Raw genomic sequence first — 21,977 nt, 5'->3', positions numbered from 1 at the left:
CCGACGCCCGGTGTTTTTCGTCAATAACCCGGAAAAAAACGTACCCGTCCCGATATCAGCTCTGTGAGCTGCGAGAATAGGCGCTCGCGGGGATTCGTGCCACTCGTAACGTTCGCGTAACGGGGTGCTGGTAGTAGGCTGCGGTGACCGGCGCCGTCCCGCGCCCGACCTCCTGACCGCACACCCACGCCGTGCGGCGACGCGGAGGCAGAGGGGATCGATGTCCTCGGGGCGGCGAGTCGATCGTGCCGGTTCTTCCTCATGCGGCGAGCCGTGCGTGCGGGAGCGTGGGTCCGGCGCGCGAGGCCGCCTCAGGGAGCACCGCCATGACCGATCACAAGCACCTCAAGCGCCGCGTGCGCGAGCGCATGGCCAGGACCGGCGAGTCCTACACGACCGCGCTGCGCCACGTCGCGGGCCGCGCCCGCCGCCACCACGAGTCGGCGCTGCTGCGCGACGTGCTGGGCGGCGGACTGTCCGAGGCCATGCTGCTCGGGCTGGGTGGCGGCATCGGGTTCATGTACTTCGTCTTCGAGTACGCGGGCCACCCGCCCATGCTGACCATCGTCGCCCAGGCGCATCCCGAGCCGATGATCCCGCTCGCGCTCGCCCGGGCCGGCGTCCCGCACGAGATCCGGCGGACGGGCTCGCCCAGGGTCGCCGAGCGCAACCTGCGGGCCGCGCTCGACGCGGGGCGCACCCCGATCTGCAGGGTCGGCCGCCACTTGCTGCCCTGGCGGGAGGCGCTGCCGTTCCCCGACCCCGTGGACGTGGCCGTGACGGGCCTGTCCGGCGATACCGTACGCGTGCGCGACGACGGCCCCGGCGAGCTGCCGCTGGCCGGCTTCATGGCTGCCTGGTCGGCCATCCCCAAGGCCAGGCACCTGCTCATCGAGGTCACCGGCCCCGCCGGCGGCGAGCCCGACGTGCGCGGGGCGATCAAGGACACCGCCGCCAAGCTGACCGGGCCGGTGCTGGGCAACAACTTCGACGTCAACTTCGGGCTGTCGGGCATGCGCAAGCTGGCCGCCCAGCTCGCCGACACCACCGGCAAGCAGGGCTGGACCCGCAGGTTCGCCGACCTCGGGCCGGCGCTCGACCGGCTGGCCGAGTGCCTGGAGGTCGACTACACCGCGCCCGGCGCCACCAGGCCGCTCTACGCCGACTTCCTGGCCGAGGCCGGGCACGCCGAGGTGGCGGCGCTCTACCGCGAGTGCGGCCGGCAGTGGTCGCGGGTGGCCGTCGCGGCGTCCGCGCGGGAGCCGCTGGCGGAGGTGGCCGGGCTCGCCGGGGAGGCCGTACGGCTGGAGGAACGGGCGGCCGGGGCACTCGCCGGGATTGATTGACTTTTGTTTGGATGGTCGCCAAATTAAGGAGGCGCGTGCCGTTCCGAGCCCACCCCCTGGAAGGCGACCATGAGGCGCTTGCTCTCGGTGCTCCTGGCCCTGCTCCTGACCTGCGCGACCCTCACCGCGCCCGCGCGGGCGGGCACCGCGCGCGAGGTCACCTACGACCAGTACTCGCTGATGGTGGACGGGCGCCGGATCGTGCTCCAGTCGGCCGAGTTCCACTACTTCCGGCTGCCCAGCCAGGAGTTGTGGCGGGACGTGCTGGAGAAGTTCAGGGCGGCCGGGTTCAACGCCGTCTCGCTCTACTTCTCCTGGGCCTACCACTCGCCGGCGCCCGGCGTGTACGACTTCGGCGGCGTGCGCGACGTGGACCGGTTGCTGCGCACCGCCCGCGAGGCCGGCCTGTACGTGATCGCGCGGCCGGGGCCGTACATCAACGCCGAGAGCACCGGCGGCGGCTTCCCGGCCTGGCTGAAGACGGTGCCGGGCCGGGGCCGCAGCTTCGAGCCCGGCTACCGGGAGGCCTACCGCGAGTGGCTGCACCGGATCAACCCGATCATCGCCCGCCACCAGGTCACGAACGGCGGCCCGGTGATCCTCTACAACGCCGAGAACGAGTACCAGGTCAACACCGACGCCGCCTACATGCAGGACATCCAGGACCAGGCCAGGGCCGACGGCATCACCGTGCCGATCACCACCAACGACTGCTGTGACGCCGGGAGCTGGAGCTCGACCTGGGCGACCGGGCCCGGCGCCGTGCAGATCCCCGGCGTGGACGACTACCCGCAGTCCTTCGAGTGCGCCAACCCGGAGCTGTGGGGGCCCTGGGGCGAGGGCCTGACCGAGAAGCTGCGCGACGACATCCCCGTCTTCGCCGCCGAGTACCAGGCCGGGGCCATCGACGTGGGCAACGCCGGGTACGACCGGTGCCGCCAGCTCACCGGGCCGGCCTTCATGAAGTTCTTCTACAAGAACAACCTCATCCAGACCGGCGCCACGATGTTCTCGTACTACATGGGCTACGGCGGCACGAACTGGGGCTGGCTGGCCCAGCCCAACGACGTCTACACCTCCTACGACTACGGCGCCGCGATCACCGAGGCCCGGCGGCTGACGCCCAAGTACGACGAGTTCAAGCGCCAGGGGTACTTCCTGGAGGCGGTCACCCCGCTCGCCAAGACCGACGCCGTCACCTCGCCGGCCACCTCGGGCAACGCCGCCCTCACCACCGTCGCCCGCGCGAATCCCGACACCGGCACCCAGTTCGTCCTGGTCCGGCACGCCGACAGGGCCGCCACCGGCACCGACTCCGCCACCCTCGACTGGGCCGCCCCCGACGGGCGGTACCAGGTGCCGGTCCAGGTCAAGGGGCGGGACGCGCACGTGCTGGTCGCCGGGTACGACCTGGGCGGGCAGCGGCTGGCCGTCTCCACCTCCGAGATCATGACCCACGCCGCCATCGGCGGGCGCGACGTGGCGGTTCTCTACGGCACCGCCGGCTCGCCCGGGGCCACGGTGCTGCGGTACTCCTCGCAGCCGTCGGTCAAGGTGCTCGAAGGGGCGGTGCGGGCCGCGTACGGCGGGGGTGAGCTGCGGCTCGACTACGCGCACGACGGGCTGGCGCGGGTGCTGGTCACGGGCGGCGGGCGGCGGCCGATGCTGCTGCTGATCGGCACGGACGAGGAGGCGGCGCGCTTCTGGCGGGCCTCCACGGCGGCGGGCCCGGTGCTGGTACGCGGCACGGAGCTGGTCCGCTCGGCCACGCTGCGGGGCGACGTGGTCCGGCTGGCGGCGGACACGGTGGCGGGAGAGGTGGAGGTCTTCGCCCCACCGCCGGCCAGGCGTGTTGAGGTCGGCCCGCGCGCCGAGATAGGCCGAGGCGGCGCGGCGGCGAGCCAGGGCGCGGCTCACGACGAGGTGCGGGTCACCCGCACGGCGAGTGGTTCCCTTCTCGGCGTCACCCGGGCCCCGGCCGCCGCGAAGCTGCCCGAGCTGACCGGCTGGCGCGCCCGCGCCGAGGCCCCCGAGGCCGCGCCAGGCTTCGACGACTCCCGCTGGACGGCCGCCGACCACACCACCACGACCAGCCCCCACCCGCCCAGGACCCTGCCCGTCCTGTACGCCGACGACTACGGCTTCCACTACGGCAACGTCTGGTACCGCGGCCACTTCACGGCCACTGGCACCGAGACCAGGATCGACCTGAACGCGATCACCGGCCTGCGCGGCAACTACCTCGTCTGGCTGAACGGCCGCTACCTCGGCTCGGCGGCCGGCGGCGTGCAGGCGGACTCGGGCGACCAGTCGACCCCGCCGAACCCCGACCCGGGCCCCGGCCACTTCGACATCCCCACCGGCCTGCTCAAGCCGGGCGCGGACAACGTGCTCGCCGTCCTCGTCGCCAACATGGGCCACAACGACGACTGGATCGCCGACGACCTGCGCTTCAAGCAGCCACGCGGCCTGGTCGCCGCGTCCGTCGGCGGCACCCCGATCGCCTGGAGGATTCAGGGCGCCGCCGGGGTGGACCGGGTACGCGGCCCGCTCAGCACCGGCGGCCTGTACGGCGAGCGCACCGGCTGGCATCTACCGAGATATCAGGACAGATCGTGGAAGGAGACCGCCCCTGCCACCCCGCTGACGCCGGGCGTCACCTGGTACCGCACCTCGTTCGAGCTGGACCTGCCCAAGGGCCAGGACGTCCCGGTCGGCCTGCGCTTCGGCGGCGACCCGTCGCCCGAGTACCGGGTGCTGATCTTCCTGAACGGCTGGAACGTCGGCCAGTACGGCGCCGACATCGGCCCCCAGCGCGAGTTCTCGCTCCCGGCCGGCCTGCTGGACGAGCACGGGAACAACACCCTGGCCCTGGCCGTGACCGCCGAGCGGCCGGTGGCCGGGCCGGGCCCGCTCAGCCTGTTCGCCTACGGCAACGTGCGCGGCGGGCCCTGAGCCTGGCGGGTCAGCCCTTCGGCACGGCCATCTCGCCCAGCTCGGACCAGTCGTCCTGGTCGATGGTCGTGTTGACGATGCGGGGCGTCTCGGCGAGGTGGGGCGGCAGCTCCTGCTGGGCCTGCTTGAAGTGGGCCGACTGCACGTGGGCCGCGCCCGCCTCGCCGTCCCTGAACGCCTCGACCAGGACGTACTCGTTCGGGTCGTCGAGGCTGCGCGACCAGTCGAACCAGAGGCAGCCCGGCTCGGCGCGGGTGGCGGCGGTGAAGGCGGCGGTGATCTCCGGGAAGCGGTCGGCGTGCTCGGGCAGGACCCGGAACTTCGCGGTGATGAAGATCATCTGAAACGCTCCTTGGCTGGTCGGCGGCACTACGAGACGAGACTATCGGCCAATTCTCTAGTAATCATGTAGGAAATGTTGACTTTGAGTGGGGAGGGCTCGTACCTTCGTACGCATGAGCCAGGGCCCGCATCTCAGCATCAGGAACGTGAGCAAGACGTTCCACGGCGACGAGCCGTTCACCGCGCTGTCCGGCCTGGACCTCGACGTGCGCGCGGGCGAGCTGCTCGCGCTCGTCGGCCCCAGCGGCTGCGGCAAGTCCACGCTGTTCGCCCTCATCGCCGGCCTCACCGTGCCGACCGGCGGTGAGATCCGCATCGGCGGCGCCCCTGCCAGCGCTCCGGCGCGGGGCGTGGCCGTCCAGCAGTACACCCTGTTCCCGTGGCGCACCGCGCTCGGCAACGTGGAGTTCGGGCTGGAGGGCGGGCCGGGGGACAGGCGGGAGCGGGCGCGTGAGCTGCTGTCCATCGTGGGGATGTCGGGGTACGAGGAGTGTTACCCGCACGAGCTGTCCGGCGGCAGGCGGGAGCTCGTCGCGCTGGCCCGCAGCCTCGCCTTCGAGCCCGGGGTGCTGCTGCTGGACGAGCCGTTCGCGGGGCTCGGCCGGGGGACGCGCGAATGGGTGGGGGATGAGCTCGTACGAGTCTGGGAACGCACCGGCAAGACCGTCCTCCTCGTCACGCACGACGTCGAGGAGGCCGTCCGGGTGGGGCGGCGGGTTGCCGTGATGACCTCGGGGCCGGGGCGGATCAGGGAAGTCGTGGACGCGGGCTCTCCCGCGGGGAGTGCACGCAGGCACGTGGGACGGCTGCTGCGCGAGGAGATCGCGGTGGCGAGGGGACGGAAGGTGGCGGCCTGAGATGGCTGGGCTGCGCGAGTACGAAGGTGACATCCACTGGTACGACCTGCCCGATGACGAGGCGGAGGAGGACTGGGTGCCGGACGAGCGGACACGGGAGCGCTGGATGCGCGGCGAGCTGGGAATGGCCCGATGAGCGTCGTCGCGCTGGTGGGCAACCCGCGCGAGGGCTCCAGAACGCTGACCGTGGCCGTCGAGGCGGCACGCGCGATCGGGCGGCGGCTGGACGGGGGAGAGCCGTACGAGGTGGTGGATCTGGCGGCGCTCGGCCCGCACCTGCTCGCGCCCGGCGCGTCCGCCGGTGTGGAGGTGGCGCTGGAGCTGGTCGCGGAGGCGAGCGTGCTGGTGGTGGCCAGCCCCACCTGCAGCTGAGGGAGAACTTCACCCGGATGTAGTGGTGCGCCGCCCCTCGGAGGTGCCATGATCCGGCCCAGGTCCCATCCGAGGGGAGACGCGATGTTCTTCCGCTTTGCCGTGGCCGCCGTGGTGGCGGCGGCGATCCTCACCCCGCTGCCGGCCGGCGCCACGAGCCGGGTCAGGTTCGCCACCTTCAACGCCTCGCTCAACCGGGCCGCCGAGGGGCAGCTGGTGAGCGACCTGTCCACCCCGGGCAACACCCAGGCCAGGGTCATCGCCGAGATCGTCCAGCGCAACCGCCCGGACGTGCTGCTCATCAACGAGTTCGACTACGACGCCGAGGGCCGGGCCGCCCGCCTCTTCCAGGACAACTACCTGTCGGTCGGCCAGGGCGGCGCGCGGCCGATCGGCTACCGGTACCGCTACACCGCCCCCAGCAACACCGGCCTCCCCTCGGGCTTCGACCTCAACAACGACGGCGCCGTGGTGAGCACGCCCGGCGCGGCCGGCTACGGGGACGACGCGCTCGGGTTCGGCGCCTTCCCCGGCCAGTACGGCATGGTCGTCTACTCGAAGTACCCGATCGACCTGCGCGGGGTGCGCACGTTCCAGAACTTCCTGTGGAAGGACATGCCGGGGAACGCGATGCCCGGCGGCTGGTACTCGGCCGAGGAGCAGCGGGTGCTGCGCCTGTCCTCCAAGAGCCACTGGGACCTGCCCGTACGGGTCGGGCACCGTACCGTGCACTTCCTGGTCAGCCACCCGACGCCGCCCACGTTCGACGGCGCGGAGGACCGCAACGGCCGCCGCAACCACGACGAGATCAGGCTGTGGGCCGACTACACCCGGCCGGGCGGGGGCGGCTACCTCTACGACGACCGGGGCAGGCGCGGCGGGCTCGACCCCGGGGCCGCGTTCGTGATCGCCGGTGACCAGAACGCCGACCCAGAGGACGGCGACAGCTACCAGGACGCCATCCACCAGCTCCTCGACCACCCGAGGATCGACGGCGGGAGCGCCCCGTCGAGCGCGGGCGCGGCCGAGGCAGCGGCGCTGCAAGGTGGCGTGAACACCACGCACACCGGCGACCCCAAGTACGACACGGCCGACTTCGCCGACACCGCACCCGGCAACCTGCGCGCCGACTACGTGCTGCCGGCCAGGCGGCTCCGGACCGTGGGGGGCGGCGTGTTCTGGCCTCCGGCGGCCGACCCGCTGTCGCGGCTGACCGGCGTCTTCCCGTTCCCGAGCTCCGACCACCGCCTGGTCTGGCTGGACGTCAAGACGCCCTGACCAACGATCGCACAGGCCGGGGATCCGGCGGGCGCTTCACGCCTCACCGCAGGCCGGGGATGCGGCGGGCGCTCCACACCGCGACCCCGGCCAGCGCGAGCAGGCCGCCCGCCGCCCACAGGTCGCCCCGGAGCGTGACGGCGTTCACGATCACGCCCCCGACCAGCGAGCCGAGCCCGATCGCGAGGTTGAACACCGCCACCCACAACGCGGAGGCCGCCTCCACCGCCCGCGGCGCCGCCTTGATCATCCAGGTCTGCAGGCTCACCGAGACCCCGCCGAACGCCAGCCCCCACACGGCCAGCAGCACGATCCCCCCGACGGGCCCGTTGCCCGCCAGCGGGTAGAGCAGCACGGTCAGCGCCAGGGCGGTGACGATGACGAGCACCGTCCGATGCGGCCGGCGCGCCACCGCGGCGCCGGCCACGAAGTTGCCCGCGATCCCCGCCAGCCCGAAGCCGAACAGCAGCGGGCCGACGAGCTGCGCGCCGATGCCCGACAGGTCCTGCAGCACCGGGCTAACGTAGGTGTAGGCGGCGAAGTGGCCGAGCACGACGAGGAACGTCGCCACCACCCCGGCCCGCACCCCAGGATTGCGCAGCTGCTCGGCGAGGTGCCGCAGCCCGACCGGCTGCGCGGCCGTCAGGGGAGGCAGGACCGCGAGCAGGGCGAGGAGCGCGACGAGCCCCAGCCCGCCGAGCGCGCCGAACGCCACCCGCCAGCCCGCGAGCTCGCCGATCACGGCGCCGATCGGGACGCCGAACACGTTCGCGGCCCCGACGCCGCCGAAGATGACCGCCGTGGCCCGCGCCACGTGCGCCGGCGGGACCAGCCGGACGGCCAGCCCGCCGGCGACGGCCCAGAACCCGCCGATCGCCACGCCGACCACCGCGCGGGCGGCGAGCAGCAGCGGGTACGTCGGCGCCAGCGCGGAGGCCAGCCCAGCGAGCGCGGTCAGCGCGACCAGCCCGATCAGCAGCAGCCGGCGGTCCAGCCGCCCGGCCAGCACGGGCACCACCGGCGCCGCGACCGCCGCGACCAGGCTGGGCAGCGTCACCATCAGCCCGGCGGTGCCCTCCGACACCGACAGCGCGGAGCCGACGGACGTCAGCAGCCCGATCGGCAGTTGCTCGGCCGTCACCACCAGGAACGTCGCCACGGTCACCGTGGCCACCGCCGCCCAGTGGCTCCTCGCGGGCGCGTCCGGCTCCGCCGCGGAAGTCGTCGTCACGAGATCTCCTCAGGATCCATAATTGTGGAGCGATCGCTCCCGTATGGCGGCTCACCCTAGTATGGGAGCGGTCGCTCCACAACTGGGGTAGGCTGCCGGCATGGCACGACCGAGAGAGTTCGACGAGCAGGACGTGGTGGCGAGGGCGACCGAGCTGTTCTGGCGGCGCGGCTACACCGCGACCGGCGTCCGCGAGCTGGGTGCCGAGCTGGAGCTCAAGCAGAGCAGCCTCTACCGTGCCTTCCACGACAAGCGCGGGCTGTTCCTGCGGGCTCTCGACCACTACCGGGCCACCGAGTCGTCCCAGGCGGAGGAGCTGCTGGAGCGGCCAGGTCCGGTTCGCGAGGTGCTGCGCGACTGGCTGACCTGCATGGTCGGCGAGGAGACCGGCCGCGGCTGCCTGGTGGTCAACACCGCCACCGAGCTCGGCGCCGCCGACCCGGACGTGCGGCGGCGGACCGAGGCGGCGTTCGAGGTCACCAGGAAGGCCCTCGAATCGTTGCTGCGCCGCGGCTGCCGCACCGGCGAGCTGCCGGCCGGCCTCGACCTCGACGCCGCCGTGGACCTGCTCTTCACCACCGTGCTCGGCCTGCGCGTACGCGAACGCGCCGGTCACCACCCGGAACGCCTGGCCGCCACCATCGACTACGCCATTCGGATGCTCGCCGCCCCGTGAAATGCATTTGACAGGAGAAAGGGAAATGCGCCGAGCCGGTAATCCGGCGAAAAATCGGTGTCATTTCCGCGGGGTCATTCCTAAACTCGAATTTCGTGGACACCCCAACTCTTCTCACGCATTTCCGGACTCATGACGTCCCGCTGGAGCTCTCCAGGGGCGGCGAGCCGGTCTGGGACGACGCGGAGCTCCACCGGAACGCCCGGCTGAGCGACCCCGAGGGATACGCGCTGCTCGCGCTGGTGCCCGGTGCGCTCCCGTGGCAGCGCGCCCGGGTGCTCCTGGAGACGCTCGCCGCCTCCCGGGACGGGCTCGGCGAGGCCACCCGGGCCCCCCTGACCAAGGTGACCAGGGCGCTCATGTTCGGCCTGCCGCCCGCGTACGCCATCACGGCGCTGCTCGCGCTGCGCCGGCTGCGCGCCAACCACAAGCACACGACCAGGGCGATCGTCACCTTCGTGCTGGAGCACCCGGACGCCGACGCGCTCATCGAGGCCCGTCGCCCGGCCCTGATCGACTGCTTCGAGCACGCGCTCGGCAAGGCGACCGCGCGCGCCTGCGCCCGGCTGGTCACCGAGGAAGGCGGGGGCGACCCAGCCCGGCCGGTCGCAGGGGGCGACGGTGACCGGCAGGCAGGGAGAGACGCCGGCTCGGCGTACCTGCGCAGGAGCCTGCTGCGGTTCACCGCGGACCCGGCGGCGGCGATCGTGCGGCTGCGGGCGCTCTACGGCCCCGGCACGTACGGCGCGCCCGCCCCGCAGGAGCCGCCGGCGCCGCTCGACCCGGTCACCGAGCAGCCGCCGATCGTCACCTCCACCAACCGGGGCGACATCGCCGCGACGCTGGTGCACCTGTACCGGGGCGGACCGGCCGCCGAGCTGCGTCCCGCCCTGGCGGGGTACGTGGCGCAGGCGACGCGCGGGCTGCCGCGCCTGGCCGCGAACGTGGCACTGGTGCTGGACACCTCCGGCTCCATGCGCGGGTACGGCGACCGCGAGTGGGCGGTCATGTCGCAGGCCATGGCGCTGCGGCTGGTGCTGTCCGAGGTCTGCGAGCGGCTCACGGTCGTCGAGACCGGCGGCACGGCGCAGGCCCCCGCGGGCTCGGCCGACCTGGCGGGCGCCCTGCTCGACGCGCTCGGCACGGGCCCCGAGCTGGTGGTGATCGTCACCGACGGCTACGAGAACCACCTGCCGGGCGACCTGGCGAGGGTGGCGGCCACGCTGCCGCGCGCCGGGGTCACGACGCCGGTGGTGCTGTGCCAGGCGGCCTTCACCCGGGGCGACGACCTGACCCTGCGCGACCCGGCGCCGGAGCTGCCGCGCCGGCCGTTCTGGCACCAGGACGACTTCGCCGCGCTGCTGCCGTGGGTGTTCGCCCACGTCGGAGAGGGTGCCGAGTGGATCCGTACGACGATGCTGACCAGGCTGGAAGGAGGACGGTGATGAACAGCCTGACCACGATCCTGCCCGCGCCGCTCGACCTGGGCGGCTACCGGGCGGGCACCCCGCAGCGCGCGGGAGCGCTGACCATGGTGCCCGTCCACGGCCCCGTCCGCCCCGGCATCGTGCCGCCCCGCTCCGGGCTGAAGCTCAAGCGGGTCGTCGGCTACGGGCAGGTGGAGCTGGCCAACGGCGCCCGCGAGGGCGTGGCCATCGTGCCGCTGCACCTCGGCTACATCCAGGACGCCGCCCAGAACCACGCCCTGTGCTCCTCGGCGCTGCTGGGCGCCGGGCAGACCAGGCGCTTCGACGACGCCTGCTGCGTGCAGGCGGGCCAGGGCGGCTACCTGGAGGGGCGCGACCAGTGGTTCTTCGTGCTGCCGCTGGAGCTGCGGGCCAGGGCCATGCGGCTGCGCGGCCGCCACGACTACGCCAAGCTCTGGCCGGACATCAGCGAGCTCAACCGCGCGTACGGGCTGCCGTCCCGGGGGCACCTGGAGCAGATCCTGTCGCGCAAGCGGGCGGTGCTGACGCAGTTCCAGAGCCGGCTGGAGCTGATGCCGGGGCAGCTCGGGGCGCTGTTCTTCGTCGGTGAGCGGTTCGCGGGGCTGGAGCTGGCGCCCGACCCGGCGTACTTCGCCGAGATGTGGATGGCGCTGGTCTGCTTCGCGTACGGCGTGGCCGCCTGGCAGGCCGAGCCGGAGCGGGCGGTGGCGGAGCCGTACGAGGCGGGGAGCCTGGAGGAGCTGCGTGCCGAGCTGGCGCGCGACCGGGCGGCACGGCTGGCCGAGGTGGCCTCCTGGCTGCCCGCGCCAGGCGGCGAGGTGCGGCTGGTCGAGGAGGAGCGCTACCTCGACCTGCGGCTGTCCACGCTCACCGGCGACGGGCTGGCGGGGCAGGTGGTCACCGAGCACGGGCGGCCCGTCTACGCCTCCGTCTTCGCCGACCGATAAAAGCCGTTGCGGCCCGGCCGGGGCGGCGGTTGAATGATCAGTGCGGGAACTGCGCCGGGCGCGGCGGACGACACCCTCATTCCAGATAAGGGATGGTCGCTGATGACGACTCTTCTGGTTCGTCGAGGCGCCGGCCACCTGTCCCGCACTTATCAACCGCTTATACGCTGATATTTCCGCTTTTACAAGATCTTGTCAGCTCCAGAAAGCGGTGTTACCTCTTGCGAGATGCGCGAAACCTGCGCATCCCTGGCACGCAGGAGGGAAAACGTGTCGACCAAGTCCTGGTTACGCAGCACACTCATTGTCACGGCGCTCACCGCGTCCATCCTCCCCCTCGCCGGGGCAGCCCGGGGCGAACCCGGCGGGCAGGCCCCGGAGATCCACGACTTCCAGGCGGAGAACTCCGGCAAACCGGATGTGGACAACCGCCAGGGCCGGGTGCAGCCCCCGGCCAACCTGCGCCTCGCCGCCCCGGCCGGCAAGATCCGCTGGAACGCTCTCGGCACCCCGGCCGCCATCGTCAGCGCCGAGCCGCTGGCCGAGGGCCTCGGCAGCGACCCGGTCCAGGCCGCCCGCGCCTACCTCAAGGCCAACGAGGCCGTCTTCGGGCTGACGGCGGAGGCCGTGGACGCGCTGGAGACGGTCGCGGTCAACCCGATCGGCGCGGGCGCCGCCGTGCTGCTGCGACAGCGCTTCGGCGACCTGCCGTCCGGCGTGGACGGCCTCGTCGCGATCGGCGTGTCCGGCGGGCAGGTCAGGCACGTCACCTCCTCCCTGTCGCGCCGCACCGAGGCGCCGCCGGCCGCGCGGATCAGCGCTCAGCAGGCCATGGAGATCGCGGCCAGGGACGGCGGCATCGACCTGGCCGCGGCGGTCACCAAGCAGGCCACGCCGGTGGCGGTGCCGGCGCCCGACGGGGTGCTGAGCGCGTACCAGGTGGTCCTGATCGGCGGGGCTCAGGGCGCCGAGGCGGGGTACACCACGCACGTGGACGCGGTCAGCGGCGCGATCATCACCCGCGAGAACCTCGTCGACCACCACGAGGACCCGGACAACCCGCGCTGGGAGGCCTTCCCGGCGAACCCGCCCGGCGACTACTCCTCCAAGGACACCCGCGAGACGTGGTGCCACGCGCCGGGCCCCGGCTGCGACGAGGCGACCGGCGGCGACCCGGCGACCGGCAAGGCCTGGGACGTCGACCACGCGACGAACGAGCCCACGTTCACCAGCCTCGGCAACGCGGCCAGGACCTTCGAGAACCGCGCCAGCGGCGACCCGTTCACGGTCGGCACCCGGCCCAACGTGCTCACCCCGAGCAGGAACTACGCCTTCCCCTGGAAGAACACCTGGTACGAGAGCAAGTGCGACCCGGCCGTGTTCGACCAGCCGGGCGAGGGCGACCTCGAAGCCGCCATCGCCAACCTGAACGCCATGCACAACCGCATGCACGACTGGTCCTACCGGCTCGGCTTCACCGAGACCGCCTGGAACATGCAGGCCGACAACGGCGGGCGCGGCGGCCTCGGCAACGACCCCGAGCAGGGCAACGCCCAGGCGGGGGCGCGGGTGCTGTCCGTACGTGACAACGCCAACCAGATCACCGGCCCCGACGGGACCGCGCCGATCACCAACATGTACCTGTGGCAGCCGATCGCCGGGTCGTTCTACTCGCCCTGCGTGGACGGCGACTACGACATGTCGGTCATCGGCCACGAGTACACGCACGCCATCTCCGGCCGCATGATCGGCGGGCCCAACGCCGGCTGGAGCGGCGCCCAGGCCGGCGCCATGAACGAGAGCACGTCCGACCTGTTCTCCATGGAGCAACTCTTCGAGTACGGCCACCGCCCCGCGGGCGACACCCCGTACGTCACGGGTGGCTACGTCACCGGCGACAAGTCGCGCGGCATCAGGAACTACGACATGTCGAGGTCGCCGCTGAACTACAGCAACCTCGGCTACGACATCGTCGGCACGCAGGTGCACGCGGACGGCGAGATCTGGTCGGCCACGCAGTTCGACGTCCGGGCGGGCTTCGTCAAGCGGTACGGCCAGGGCTCGGCCAGGCTGCAGCGCTCGTGCGCGGAGGGCAGGACCCCCGTGGACAAGTGCCCGGGCAACCGGCGCTGGGCGCAGCTCTCGTTCGACGCCCTGCTGCTGATGGCCTCGGGCGCGGTCGACTACGTCGATCACCGTGACGCGCTGCTGGCGGCCGACGCGATCCGCTTCGGCGGGGCGAACCAGGACATCATGTGGCGCGCCTTCGCCGAGCACGGCCTGGGCGCGAACGCGGCCAGCAACGGCCCGAACGACGCCGACGCGACGCCCAGCTTCGTCAACCCGGCGGGCAGGAACGGCTCCCTGCAGCTCAAGCCGCTGGGCGAGGCGAAGGGCGCGGCGCTGCGGCTGTACGTGGGCGACTACGAGGGCCGCGTCGTCCCCGTCGCCGACACCGACCCGGCGACCGAGCTCGGCGACACGGTCGAGATGACGCCCGGCCTGTACGACTTCGTCGTCGCGGGCGCGGGCTTCGGGCACAGGCGGCTCAAGTACGCGGTCCTGCCCGGCGTCACCCTGCCGCTCCCGCTGGCCCTGTCCCGCAACCACGCCTCGGCGGCGAGCGGGGCGAGCGCGACGGGCGACGGCGTCAACCAGGCCATGCTGATCGACGAGACCGAGGCCACGAACTGGGCCTCCCGCACCGGCGCCCCCGCCGGCAAGTCGGTCGTCGTGGACCTGGCGGGCGACGAGCCGGTCAGGATCGGCAGGGTGCAGGTCAGCGCCATGCTGCGGCCCGGCACCGACCCGGCGGACCCGGGCACGCAGAACCGCTTCTCCAGCCTGCGCTCCTTCGAGGTGCTGGCCTGCAGCGCCAACTGCGCCGACCCGGCGAGCTTCAAGAAGATCTACACCAGCAAGGCGAACGCGTTCCACACCACGCTGCCCCGGCCGCGTGGTGCGGACATGGTCATCAAGTCGTTCGACGTGCGCAGCACGAGCGCCACGCACCTGATGTTGCGGGTGCTCACCACGCAGTGCACCGGCAACCCGCGGTACGCGGGCGAGCAGGACAACGATCCGAACTCGGCGACGGACTGCGCCACGGCCAGCCCGGCCAGGGAACACGTCAGGGCGGCGGAGTTCCAGGCGTTCTCCCGCTGACGCGCTGACGCGCTGACGTCCCGCTGAGGGCCGCCGTCCCCGCGACGGCGGCCCTCTTCTTGCGCGTCTGATAGTTAGATGTCGTACTATTCGGGATGGAATCAAGTGATCGGCGAGGAGAACCATGCGTACCCTGATCAGGAACGTCCGCGTCTTCGACGGCGAGCGGACCGTGCCCTGCACCGACGTGCTGATCGACGGCGACCGCATCGCGGAGCCGGGCGAGCGCGCGGCGGACCTCGAGGTGGACGGCACCGGCAGGACCCTGCTGCCCGGCCTCATCGACGCCCACACGCACGCCTACGACGGCGACCTGGCCGAGGCGCTGAGGTTCGGCGTCACCACCGAGCTGGAGATGAACAACCTGCCGCCCATCCTGGCCGCCCAGCGCAGGCTGGCCGCCGGGCGCGACGACGTGGCCGACCTCCGCAGCTCCAGCATGATCGCCACCGCGCCGGGCGGGCACCCGAGCCAGCTCATGACCCCGGACCTGCTGCGGGCACTCGGCGGCGACTCCGGCGCGGGGCTCGACCCGGTCGGCGACGTCGGCCAGGCCAAGGCGTTCGTGGAGGCCAGGCTGGCGGAGGGCGTGGACTACCTGAAGATCGCCGTCGACGACGGGGCCGTGTCCGGCATGAACCTCCCCGTCCTGACCCCCGAGCTGGCCGCCGCCCTGGTGGAGGCCGGGCACGCCGCCGGGCTCAAGGTCATCGCCCACGCGGTGACCGCCAGGGAGGCACTGATCGCGCTGGACGCCGGCGTGGACGGGCTGGCCCACCTCTACTCGGACGTGCCCGAGGAGGAGGCCGAGGCGACGGCGGCCAGGATCGCCTCGTACGACGCGTTCGTGATCAGCACGATCGTCTACATCGAGGCGGTCACCGGCGGCACCGGCGGCGTCGAGCTGCTGCGCGACCCGCGGACGGCCGCGCGGATGTCGGAGCGGTCGAAGGCCACGTTCCAGCGGGAGATCACCGGCGTCCCCATGCACTCGGCCGGTGTGGTCAACGCCTCCCGCTCGGCGGTGGCGCTGCTGCGGGCGGGCGTCCCGGTGCTGGCGGGCACGGACGCGACGCCGTTCGGGCCGGTGCACGGGTCGGGCTTCCACCGCGAGCTGCTGCTCCTGACGGAGGCGGGCCTCACGGCCGAGCAGGCGCTGGCCGCCGCGACCGGCGTCACCGCACGCTGCTTCGGCCTCGCCGACCGGGGCCGGATCGCCCCCGGCCTGCGGGCCGACCTGCTCCTCGTGGACGGGGACCCGACCACCGACATCACCGCCACCCGCGCCATCGCCGGCGTGTGGCGGCGCGGCGTGCGCCAGGGCGAGCACTGACCCTCGATCTCCCCTTCCCGCGGCGCCGCCGCCGGGGGACGCTGGGTGCGTGATGGTGGACGAGCTGGTGGCGTACGCCCGGGAGGCGTTCGGGTGGGGTGACGGCGTCGCGGTGGGCGAGCCGCGCCGGGGCGCGCTCGGGCAGATCCGGCGGGTGGAGACCGGGGGAGCCGTGTACGCGCTGAAGGAGATCTTCGGCGAGCCCCCGCCGGAGGACCTGGTCGCGGCGGAGCTCGCGTTCGCGCGCCGGGCGGCCGGGGCGGGAGTGCGCTCGCCCGCCGGCCACCCCGGCCTGAACGGCCGCTACCTGGTGCGGACGCCGGCAGGAACGTGGCTGCGCCTGTACGACTGGCTCGACCTGACCCCGGTGGACCTGACGGCGCCCGCCACCCCGGACCGGCTCGGCACGCTCCTCGCCCGCCTGCACCGCTGCGCGCCACCGGCAACGGCGGAGCCCGGCGGGAGGCCGCCCGCCCCCTGGTACCACCGCCCTCCCGCCCCCCACGAGTGGGAGCCGGCGCTGGCGTCAGGGACTGCCTGGGCGGGCCCGCTGCGCGAACGGCTGGCCGCGATGCCCGAGCTGTGCGCGGCGACCACCCCACCGGACCCCGGCGAGCTGATCGTCTGCCACCGCGACCTCCACCCGGGCAACGTCCTGGCGGACCGGGACGGCACGCTGGTGGTCGTCGACTGGGACGGGCTCGGCCCCGCCACCCCGGGGCGGGAGCTGGCCAGGGCCCTGTTCGACTGGTTCAGCGACCCGGCACCCGACCTGGCCGCCATGCGCCGCATGTACGGGGCCTACCGCCGCGAGGGCGGGCCGGGCCGCGTCGGCGCGGCGGCCGACTTCTCGATGCTCGTCGCGTCCCGCCTGAACTTCCTGCTGCTCCAGACCCGGATCGCGACCGACCCCGGAGCCGAGCCCCGGCACCGCGCGTGGGCGGAGCTGGAGATCGACGAGGCGCTGCGCATCATGCCGGCGCCCCGGCAGCTCGCCGGGGCGCTGGACGCGCTGAACGGGGCTGAGACCCCCACCGCCTCAGCCCCGCGGGACGACTAGTAGATGCGGTACTTCTTGCCGCAGTTGTCGAACTTGCCGGCCCAGCAGGTGAACGTGTAGACCTTCTTGATCCCCTTGCCGCTCCAGGCGCCGACGACCTTGCCGTCCCAGGACTTGTTGAACTTGTGCCAGGAGCCGTTCTGGTAGTACTCGAACCACACCCAGCCCTTCTTGCCGCCGGGACGGTCCACGCCGTACCACTTCGTGAACACCTTGCCGCCCGCGTTCCAGGTCTTGCCGTAGGTGTAGGCCTTGCGGTCGCCGGAGAAGAACTTGCCCCACTTGACGAGCGTGACGGTGCTCGCACCGGCGGTGGTGGCGGCCGGCGTGGCCGCCTGCGCGGCGGCCGGGCTCAGGGCCAGGCCGGTGACGGCCATCGAACCGGCCAGAGCGGCGATCGTGAGGGTCTTACGCATGATCGGGTTTCCTCCCCCTTGTCGGTGCTGCCGGGGTTTGTTCCGGCAGCAGGGACATTACGGAGCGCGCAAGCGATCCACTGTGGAGGAATCCACACACCGGCAGTGATCAGGGACACACCTCAGCGCTTGACCGACACCCGGTCCACCGCGAACGGCACGTACGACGGCCGCGCCGCCCTGGCCTGGGCTCCGGTGCTCTGGCCGCACGCCGCCAGCAGGAAGTACTCGGCGCTGGCGTAGTCGATCGGGTGGAGGACGACGTTGCCGTTCTCGTCCAGGCTCTGGTACTTCGTGCGGTTGACCCCGAGGGAGAGCTGTCGGGCGCCGTCCTCGCTGGTCATCGACTCCGTGGCCATGCCGAAGACGCCGCCGCTGTGCCCCCAGAACCGGCCGCAGGGCAGGTCGAAGTAGTAGAGGCCGAGGCCGTAGTTCAGCACGCCGCCCGCCAGCACGGGCACCGTCCTCTTCATCTCGGCCAGCTCGGCCGCGCCGATCAGCTCGCCGCGCAGCAGCGCCCGGTAGAACCGGTTGAGGTCGTCCATCGTGGAGACCATCGAGCCCGCCGTGGTGATCCAGGTCGGGCTGTAGACGCTGTAGTCGCGGGGCGGGTCGACCCAGCCGTACAACGACTCGTACGCCTTGGAGTGCGGGCCGGGGATGTGCGGCGTGCGCGGGAACGACGTGTGCCGCAGGCCGGCCTTGCGGATGACGTTGCGGGTGATGTACTCCTCGGCGCCCTGGCCCGTCACCTTCTCCAGGAGCAGGCCGGCGATCAGGTAGTTGGTGTTGGAGTAGCTGCCGGGCGTGGCGCCGGGCTCGCCGGTCGGGGCGGCGTCGAGGCCGAGCCGTACCAGCTCCTCGCGGGTGAAGACGCGGAACCGGTTGTCGTCCAGGCTCTGCGCCGAGCCCTGCAGCAGCGAGGGGAACGCCGGGCCGACGTGGTCGGCGATGTGGCTCGTGTGGTTCAGCAACATCCGTACGGTGATCCGCTCGCCGCGTTCGCCGGGCACCACGTCCGGCAGGTAGCGGGAGATCGGCGCGTCCAGCTCGACGGTGCCGCGGGCGACCTGCTGGAGCACGGCCACCGCGGTGAACGTCTTGGTGATGCTGCCGATCCGGTGCACCATGCCGGCTTTCACGGGGCGGTTCGAGGCCACGTCGGCCACGCCGGAGGCGCCCTGCCAGGTCTGCGAGCCGTCGCGTACCTGGGAGTAGATGCCGTACATGCCGGCCTCGTGCACGGCGGACAGCGCCTGCCGCAGGGCCTGCCGGTCGAGCCCGGTGTCGGCGGCGGCGGGTGCGGGGGCCGCGGCGATCAGCACGCCGAGCGTCGTCGCGGCGACCGCGAGGCGGCGGGAGGTGCTCTTTCCAGACACTCGCATCTTCATGCCGCAAGCTTCCTGGAAACGGGGCGCTCCGGGTCAGTCGTGCCTGTCATGGACTGCGTGTGACAGGTGTCATCCGCTCCTGGTTGACAGCGGGGCGGCCCGGGACCGGGAATGACAGTACGCTTCATTGCCGGTCCCATCGGCGGCCGGCTCACTCTCGGGAAGGACACTGCGGATGCCCCACGCGGCGAGGCCCACGGTCACGCTGCACGACGTGGCCGCGGCGGCCGGCGTCTCGGTCGCCACCGCCTCCCGGGTGCTGGGCGGCAGCAGCAGGAAGGTGGCGCCCGAGTACGAGGCCCGCGTGCTGGCCGCGGCGGCGGCGCTGCGGTACACCGTGGACGCCTCGGCCAGGGCGATGCGCCGGGCCAGCGACTCGATCGCGCTCGTGGCCGACGACCTCACCACGCCGTCGATGGGCATGGTGGTGGCCGCGATGGAGCACGAGGCCCGCGACGCGGGGGCGTTCGTCACGGTGTCGTCCACCATGGCGGCCTCCGAGCGGCAGGCGGAGACCGTCCGCGTGCTGCGGTCGCTGCGCCCGCGCGCGCTCGTGCTCACGTCGAGCCGCTACCTCGGCGACGAGCGGCTGGCGAAGGAGCTGGCCGCGTACGAGCGGGAGGGCGGGCGGATCGTGATCGTCGGTCATACGGACCTGACCTACGATTCGATCAATCTCGACAATCACGGCGCCGGGCGGTCGATCGGCGCTTTCGTCGCGGAAACCGGGCACCGCCGGGCGGTGATATTGACGGGCGGCCCGGAAATGCGCAACATGGCCGAGCGCACGGCCGGATTCGCCGAAGGACTGCGGGCCGGGGGCGTCGCCGAGCGCGATATCCGGATTATTCGCTGCCCGGTCGACCGGCAGGGGGGATTCGAGGCGGCGCGGCGGCTGGCCGCCGAGGGAACGGCCGGTGGGCAGGCGGTTCTGGCGGCCAACGACATGCTCGCGATCGGCGCGTTGTCGGGTTTCCGGGAAGCCGGACTCAGCGTTCCCGGCGACGTTTCCGTGACGGGGGTCGATGACATTCCGCTCGCCTCTGATGTGACGCCGCGACTGACGACCGTGGCGCTTCCTCTCGCGCAGTGCGGAGCAGAGGCGATTCGCTTCGCGATGGAAAAGTCGGACGTTCCTCGCCGCCTGATTCTGGAAGGCCGGTTGACCGTCCGCGACAGCACCCGCCGGCGGGCGTGACCGCCCCTACGCCCGCTACGGAGCGTGATAGCCGCCCTGGGCGGGCCGGTGGGGCGGGAAACCTCACACTCCGGGTGATCCCCGGGCAACACTCTTGACGCTCGCGTAACGGGCATGCAAACTGCGGAATACGTTTTCCCGCCAGGCGGCCCACCCCCCGCCTCTTGGTAACAGGAGGTCACCAATGATCCCGTCGAGGAGACCCGCGTGAGCGCGCTCGGCGAGTTGCAACGCATGCGCCGGGGCAGCGGCGGCACCCTCGGCGGCAAGAAGGACAACAAGGCCGCCTTCGCGTTCCTGGCCCCCTGGTTCGCGGGGCTGCTGCTCATCACCGCGGGCCCGATCGTGGCCTCGTTCTTCCTCGGCTTCACCGACTACAACCTGATCCAGCCCCCGGTCTTCAACGGCCTGGACAACTGGACCCGCATGCTGAGCGACACCCGCCTGCACCACGCGCTCGGCGTGACCCTGGTGTACGTGGCCGTCTCCGTGCCGCTGCAGCTCGCCCTGGCCCTGGCGCTCGCCCTGCTGCTCGACCGCGGGCTGCGCGGCCTGGCGTTCTACCGGTCGGCGTTCTACCTGCCGTCGCTGCTCGGCTCCAGCGTGGCCATCGCGGTGTTGTGGAAGCAGATCTTCGGCGCCGACGGCCTGGTCAACCAGGTGCTCGGCATCGAGGGACAGGGCTGGATCTCCGACCCCGACACCGCGCTGGGCACCCTGATCGTGCTCAACGTGTGGACGTTCGGCGCGCCAATGGTGATCTTCCTGGCGGGCCTGCGCCAGATCCCCCGCATGTACTACGAGGCCGCCTCCACCGACGGGGCCGGCAAGTGGACGCAGTTCCGGAGGATCACGATCCCGCTGCTGTCACCGATAGTCTTCTTCAACCTGGTCCTTCAGGTCATCCACGCCTTCCAGTCGTTCACCCAGGCGTTCGTGGTCTCGGGAGGCAGCGGCGGGCCGTCGGACTCGACCCTGTTCTACACGCTGTACCTGTACCAGCGCGGCTTCGGCAACTTCGACATGGGCTACGCCTCCGCCCTCGCCTGGCTCCTCCTCGTGATCATCGCCGGTTTCACGGCCGTCAACTTCTGGGCCGCCAAGTTCTGGGTCAACTACGATGACTAGTCTCCTGCGCAAGGCGATCAAGCACGCCGCCCTCGTCGCGCTCGCGCTGATCATGCTCTATCCGGTGCTCTGGATGGTGGTCAGCTCCCTGCGCCCCAACAACGAGATCTTCCGCCGCCCCGGCCTGATCCTCGACAGCCTCCAGACCCAGAACTACGGCGACGGCTGGAACGCGCTGGCCTCCCCGTTCGGCCACTACCTGGCCAACTCCGCGATCCTGGTGCTGGCCTGCATCATCGGCAACCTGGTGTCCTGCTCGATGGCGGCCTACGCGTTCGCCAGGCTGGAGTTCACCGGCAAGAAGCTCTGGTTCGCCATCATGCTCGGCACGATCATGCTGCCGATCCACGTGATCATCGTGCCGCAGTACATCCTGTTCTCCCAGCTCGACTGGATCAACACGTTCCTGCCGCTGGTGGTGCCGAAGTTCCTGGCCACGGACGCGTTCTTCGTCTTCCTCATGGTGCAGTTCATCCGCGGGCTGCCGCGCGAGCTGGACGAGGCCGCCAGGATCGACGGCTGCGGCCACGCCCGCATCTTCGTCCGGATCATCCTGCCGCTGATGCTGCCCGCCCTGGCCACGACGGTGATCTTCACCTTCATCTGGACCTGGAACGACTTCTTCGGCCAGCTCATCTACCTGACCGACCCGGAGATGTACACGGTGCCGGTGGCGCTGCGCTCGTTCGTGGACGCCACGGTGTCCACCTCGTGGGGATCCATGTTCGCGATGAGCGTGGTCTCCCTGCTCCCCGTATTCCTCGCCTTCCTCGTCGGCCAGCGCTACCTCATCCGGGGCATCGCCACGACCGGCGGCAAATGACCCCCAGGGAA

Annotated in this window: 19 protein-coding genes; 15 read left to right on the top strand and 4 right to left on the bottom strand. The window is 72.1% G+C overall.

What is annotated here, in order from left to right; all coding sequences use genetic code 11:
- The first annotated feature begins 326 nt into the window (after positions 1–326).
- Positions 327–1,346, top strand: coding sequence for a BtrH N-terminal domain-containing protein (locus HD593_RS43790; protein ID WP_185108621.1), 1,020 nt, complete (start codon positions 327–329; stop codon positions 1,344–1,346).
- 69 nt (positions 1,347–1,415) lie between these two features.
- A complete protein-coding gene (locus tag HD593_RS43785) occupies positions 1,416–4,301 on the top strand; it encodes a beta-galactosidase (protein ID WP_185108619.1) in 2,886 nt (961 codons plus the stop codon).
- Positions 4,302–4,311: 10 nt separating this feature from the next.
- Here the strand turns inward: HD593_RS43785 and HD593_RS43780 are convergent, their stop codons facing one another.
- On the bottom strand, positions 4,312–4,641 hold the full coding sequence (locus HD593_RS43780) for a putative quinol monooxygenase (protein ID WP_185108617.1): 330 nt from the start codon (positions 4,639–4,641) through the stop codon (positions 4,312–4,314).
- Positions 4,642–4,756: 115 nt separating this feature from the next.
- Here HD593_RS43780 and HD593_RS43775 point away from each other — a divergent pair, with 115 nt between their 5' ends.
- The 4 genes from HD593_RS43775 to HD593_RS43765 all read left to right on the top strand — a co-directional run bounded on the left by HD593_RS43775 (position 4,757) and on the right by HD593_RS43765 (position 7,150).
- Positions 4,757–5,500 carry an ABC transporter ATP-binding protein gene (locus HD593_RS43775; protein ID WP_185108615.1) on the top strand — a complete coding sequence of 248 codons (744 nt, stop codon included), beginning with the start codon at positions 4,757–4,759 and terminating at the stop codon, positions 5,498–5,500.
- A gap of 1 nt (position 5,501) precedes the next feature.
- Entirely contained in the window at positions 5,502–5,636 is a 135-nt protein-coding gene (locus HD593_RS63915) for a hypothetical protein (protein ID WP_281402506.1), read from the top strand.
- Positions 5,633–5,872 (top strand): NADPH-dependent FMN reductase, encoded by a 240-nt coding sequence (locus HD593_RS43770; RefSeq protein WP_185108613.1) that lies wholly within the window; start codon positions 5,633–5,635, stop codon positions 5,870–5,872. The genes HD593_RS63915 and HD593_RS43770 overlap by 4 nt, the downstream gene beginning before the upstream one ends.
- Positions 5,873–5,956: 84 nt before the next feature.
- Entirely contained in the window at positions 5,957–7,150 is a 1,194-nt protein-coding gene (locus HD593_RS43765; protein WP_185108611.1) for an endonuclease/exonuclease/phosphatase family protein, read from the top strand.
- Between the two features lie 43 nt (positions 7,151–7,193).
- On the opposite strand, the gene HD593_RS43760 is transcribed toward HD593_RS43765, so the two are convergent.
- Positions 7,194–8,381, bottom strand: coding sequence for an MFS transporter (locus HD593_RS43760; RefSeq protein ID WP_185108609.1), 1,188 nt, complete (start codon positions 8,379–8,381; stop codon positions 7,194–7,196).
- A gap of 100 nt (positions 8,382–8,481) precedes the next feature.
- On the opposite strand from HD593_RS43760, the gene HD593_RS43755 reads away from it, so the two are divergent.
- From HD593_RS43755 to HD593_RS43730, 6 genes are all read left to right on the top strand, one after another.
- On the top strand, positions 8,482–9,057 hold the full coding sequence (locus HD593_RS43755) for a TetR/AcrR family transcriptional regulator (protein ID WP_185108607.1): 576 nt from the start codon (positions 8,482–8,484) through the stop codon (positions 9,055–9,057).
- A gap of 95 nt (positions 9,058–9,152) precedes the next feature.
- Positions 9,153–10,502 (top strand): vWA domain-containing protein, encoded by a 1,350-nt coding sequence (locus HD593_RS43750; RefSeq protein ID WP_185108605.1) that lies wholly within the window; start codon positions 9,153–9,155, stop codon positions 10,500–10,502.
- Positions 10,502–11,452, top strand: a complete 951-nt coding sequence (locus HD593_RS43745; RefSeq protein WP_185108603.1) for an ARPP-1 family domain-containing protein — start codon at positions 10,502–10,504, stop codon at positions 11,450–11,452. Before HD593_RS43750 ends, HD593_RS43745 begins: the two co-directional genes overlap by 1 nt.
- 270 nt (positions 11,453–11,722) lie before the next feature.
- The gene (locus HD593_RS43740) at positions 11,723–14,617 is read left to right on the top strand and encodes a M36 family metallopeptidase (protein WP_312904141.1); all 2,895 of its coding nucleotides are present in this window, start codon (positions 11,723–11,725) and stop codon (positions 14,615–14,617) included.
- A 124-nt stretch (positions 14,618–14,741) separates the two neighbouring features.
- On the top strand, positions 14,742–15,950 hold the full coding sequence (locus tag HD593_RS43735; protein ID WP_185108599.1) for an amidohydrolase family protein: 1,209 nt from the start codon (positions 14,742–14,744) through the stop codon (positions 15,948–15,950).
- Between the two features lie 52 nt (positions 15,951–16,002).
- Positions 16,003–17,010, top strand: coding sequence for a phosphotransferase enzyme family protein (locus HD593_RS43730; RefSeq protein WP_246549416.1), 1,008 nt, complete (start codon positions 16,003–16,005; stop codon positions 17,008–17,010).
- Here the strand turns inward: HD593_RS43730 and HD593_RS43725 are convergent.
- Together HD593_RS43725 and HD593_RS43720 are read right to left on the bottom strand one after the other, a co-directional pair.
- The gene (locus HD593_RS43725) at positions 17,007–17,426 is read right to left on the bottom strand and encodes a hypothetical protein (RefSeq protein WP_185108595.1); all 420 of its coding nucleotides are present in this window, start codon (positions 17,424–17,426) and stop codon (positions 17,007–17,009) included. The two genes, HD593_RS43730 and HD593_RS43725, sit on opposite strands and share 4 nt — an antisense overlap.
- A gap of 122 nt (positions 17,427–17,548) precedes the next feature.
- A complete protein-coding gene (locus HD593_RS43720; RefSeq protein ID WP_185108593.1) occupies positions 17,549–18,817 on the bottom strand; it encodes a serine hydrolase domain-containing protein in 1,269 nt (422 codons plus the stop codon).
- A gap of 175 nt (positions 18,818–18,992) precedes the next feature.
- Between HD593_RS43720 and HD593_RS43715 the strand changes: the two genes are divergently transcribed.
- The 3 genes from HD593_RS43715 to HD593_RS43705 all read left to right on the top strand — a co-directional run bounded on the left by HD593_RS43715 (position 18,993) and on the right by HD593_RS43705 (position 21,966).
- Positions 18,993–20,015, top strand: a complete 1,023-nt coding sequence (locus HD593_RS43715) for a LacI family DNA-binding transcriptional regulator (protein WP_185108591.1) — start codon at positions 18,993–18,995, stop codon at positions 20,013–20,015.
- 234 nt (positions 20,016–20,249) lie between these two features.
- Entirely contained in the window at positions 20,250–21,143 is an 894-nt protein-coding gene (locus HD593_RS43710) for a carbohydrate ABC transporter permease (RefSeq protein WP_185112499.1), read from the top strand.
- Positions 21,136–21,966 carry a carbohydrate ABC transporter permease gene (locus HD593_RS43705; protein ID WP_185108589.1) on the top strand — a complete coding sequence of 277 codons (831 nt, stop codon included), beginning with the start codon at positions 21,136–21,138 and terminating at the stop codon, positions 21,964–21,966. The genes HD593_RS43710 and HD593_RS43705 overlap by 8 nt, the downstream gene beginning before the upstream one ends.
- The last annotated feature ends 11 nt before the right edge of the window (positions 21,967–21,977 follow it).

Origin of the sequence: Nonomuraea rubra (assembly GCF_014207985.1) — a bacterium.
Taxonomy (GTDB): Bacteria; Actinomycetota; Actinomycetes; order Streptosporangiales; family Streptosporangiaceae; genus Nonomuraea; species Nonomuraea rubra.
This window is presented reverse-complemented; position numbering and strand designations above follow the sequence as displayed.

Excerpts from the sequence above, each read along its gene's own strand:
- HD593_RS43790 (WP_185108621.1), top strand. The coding sequence starts at position 327 with ATGACCGATCACAAGCACCTCAAGCGCCGCGTGCGCGAGCGCATGGCC.
- HD593_RS43785 (WP_185108619.1), top strand. The coding sequence starts at position 1,416 with ATGAGGCGCTTGCTCTCGGTGCTCCTGGCCCTGCTCCTGACCTGCGCG.
- HD593_RS43780 (WP_185108617.1), bottom strand. The coding sequence starts at position 4,641 with ATGATCTTCATCACCGCGAAGTTCCGGGTCCTGCCCGAGCACGCCGAC.
- HD593_RS43775 (WP_185108615.1), top strand. The coding sequence starts at position 4,757 with ATGAGCCAGGGCCCGCATCTCAGCATCAGGAACGTGAGCAAGACGTTC.
- HD593_RS63915 (WP_281402506.1), top strand. The coding sequence starts at position 5,502 with ATGGCTGGGCTGCGCGAGTACGAAGGTGACATCCACTGGTACGACCTG.
- HD593_RS43770 (WP_185108613.1), top strand. The coding sequence starts at position 5,633 with ATGAGCGTCGTCGCGCTGGTGGGCAACCCGCGCGAGGGCTCCAGAACG.
- HD593_RS43765 (WP_185108611.1), top strand. The coding sequence starts at position 5,957 with ATGTTCTTCCGCTTTGCCGTGGCCGCCGTGGTGGCGGCGGCGATCCTC.
- HD593_RS43755 (WP_185108607.1), top strand. The coding sequence starts at position 8,482 with ATGGCACGACCGAGAGAGTTCGACGAGCAGGACGTGGTGGCGAGGGCG.
- HD593_RS43745 (WP_185108603.1), top strand. The coding sequence starts at position 10,502 with ATGAACAGCCTGACCACGATCCTGCCCGCGCCGCTCGACCTGGGCGGC.
- HD593_RS43735 (WP_185108599.1), top strand. The coding sequence starts at position 14,742 with ATGCGTACCCTGATCAGGAACGTCCGCGTCTTCGACGGCGAGCGGACC.
- HD593_RS43730 (WP_246549416.1), top strand. The coding sequence starts at position 16,003 with ATGGTGGACGAGCTGGTGGCGTACGCCCGGGAGGCGTTCGGGTGGGGT.
- HD593_RS43725 (WP_185108595.1), bottom strand. The coding sequence starts at position 17,426 with ATGCGTAAGACCCTCACGATCGCCGCTCTGGCCGGTTCGATGGCCGTC.
- HD593_RS43720 (WP_185108593.1), bottom strand. The coding sequence starts at position 18,817 with ATGAAGATGCGAGTGTCTGGAAAGAGCACCTCCCGCCGCCTCGCGGTC.
- HD593_RS43715 (WP_185108591.1), top strand. The coding sequence starts at position 18,993 with ATGCCCCACGCGGCGAGGCCCACGGTCACGCTGCACGACGTGGCCGCG.
- HD593_RS43710 (WP_185112499.1), top strand. The coding sequence starts at position 20,250 with ATGCGCCGGGGCAGCGGCGGCACCCTCGGCGGCAAGAAGGACAACAAG.
- HD593_RS43705 (WP_185108589.1), top strand. The coding sequence starts at position 21,136 with ATGACTAGTCTCCTGCGCAAGGCGATCAAGCACGCCGCCCTCGTCGCG.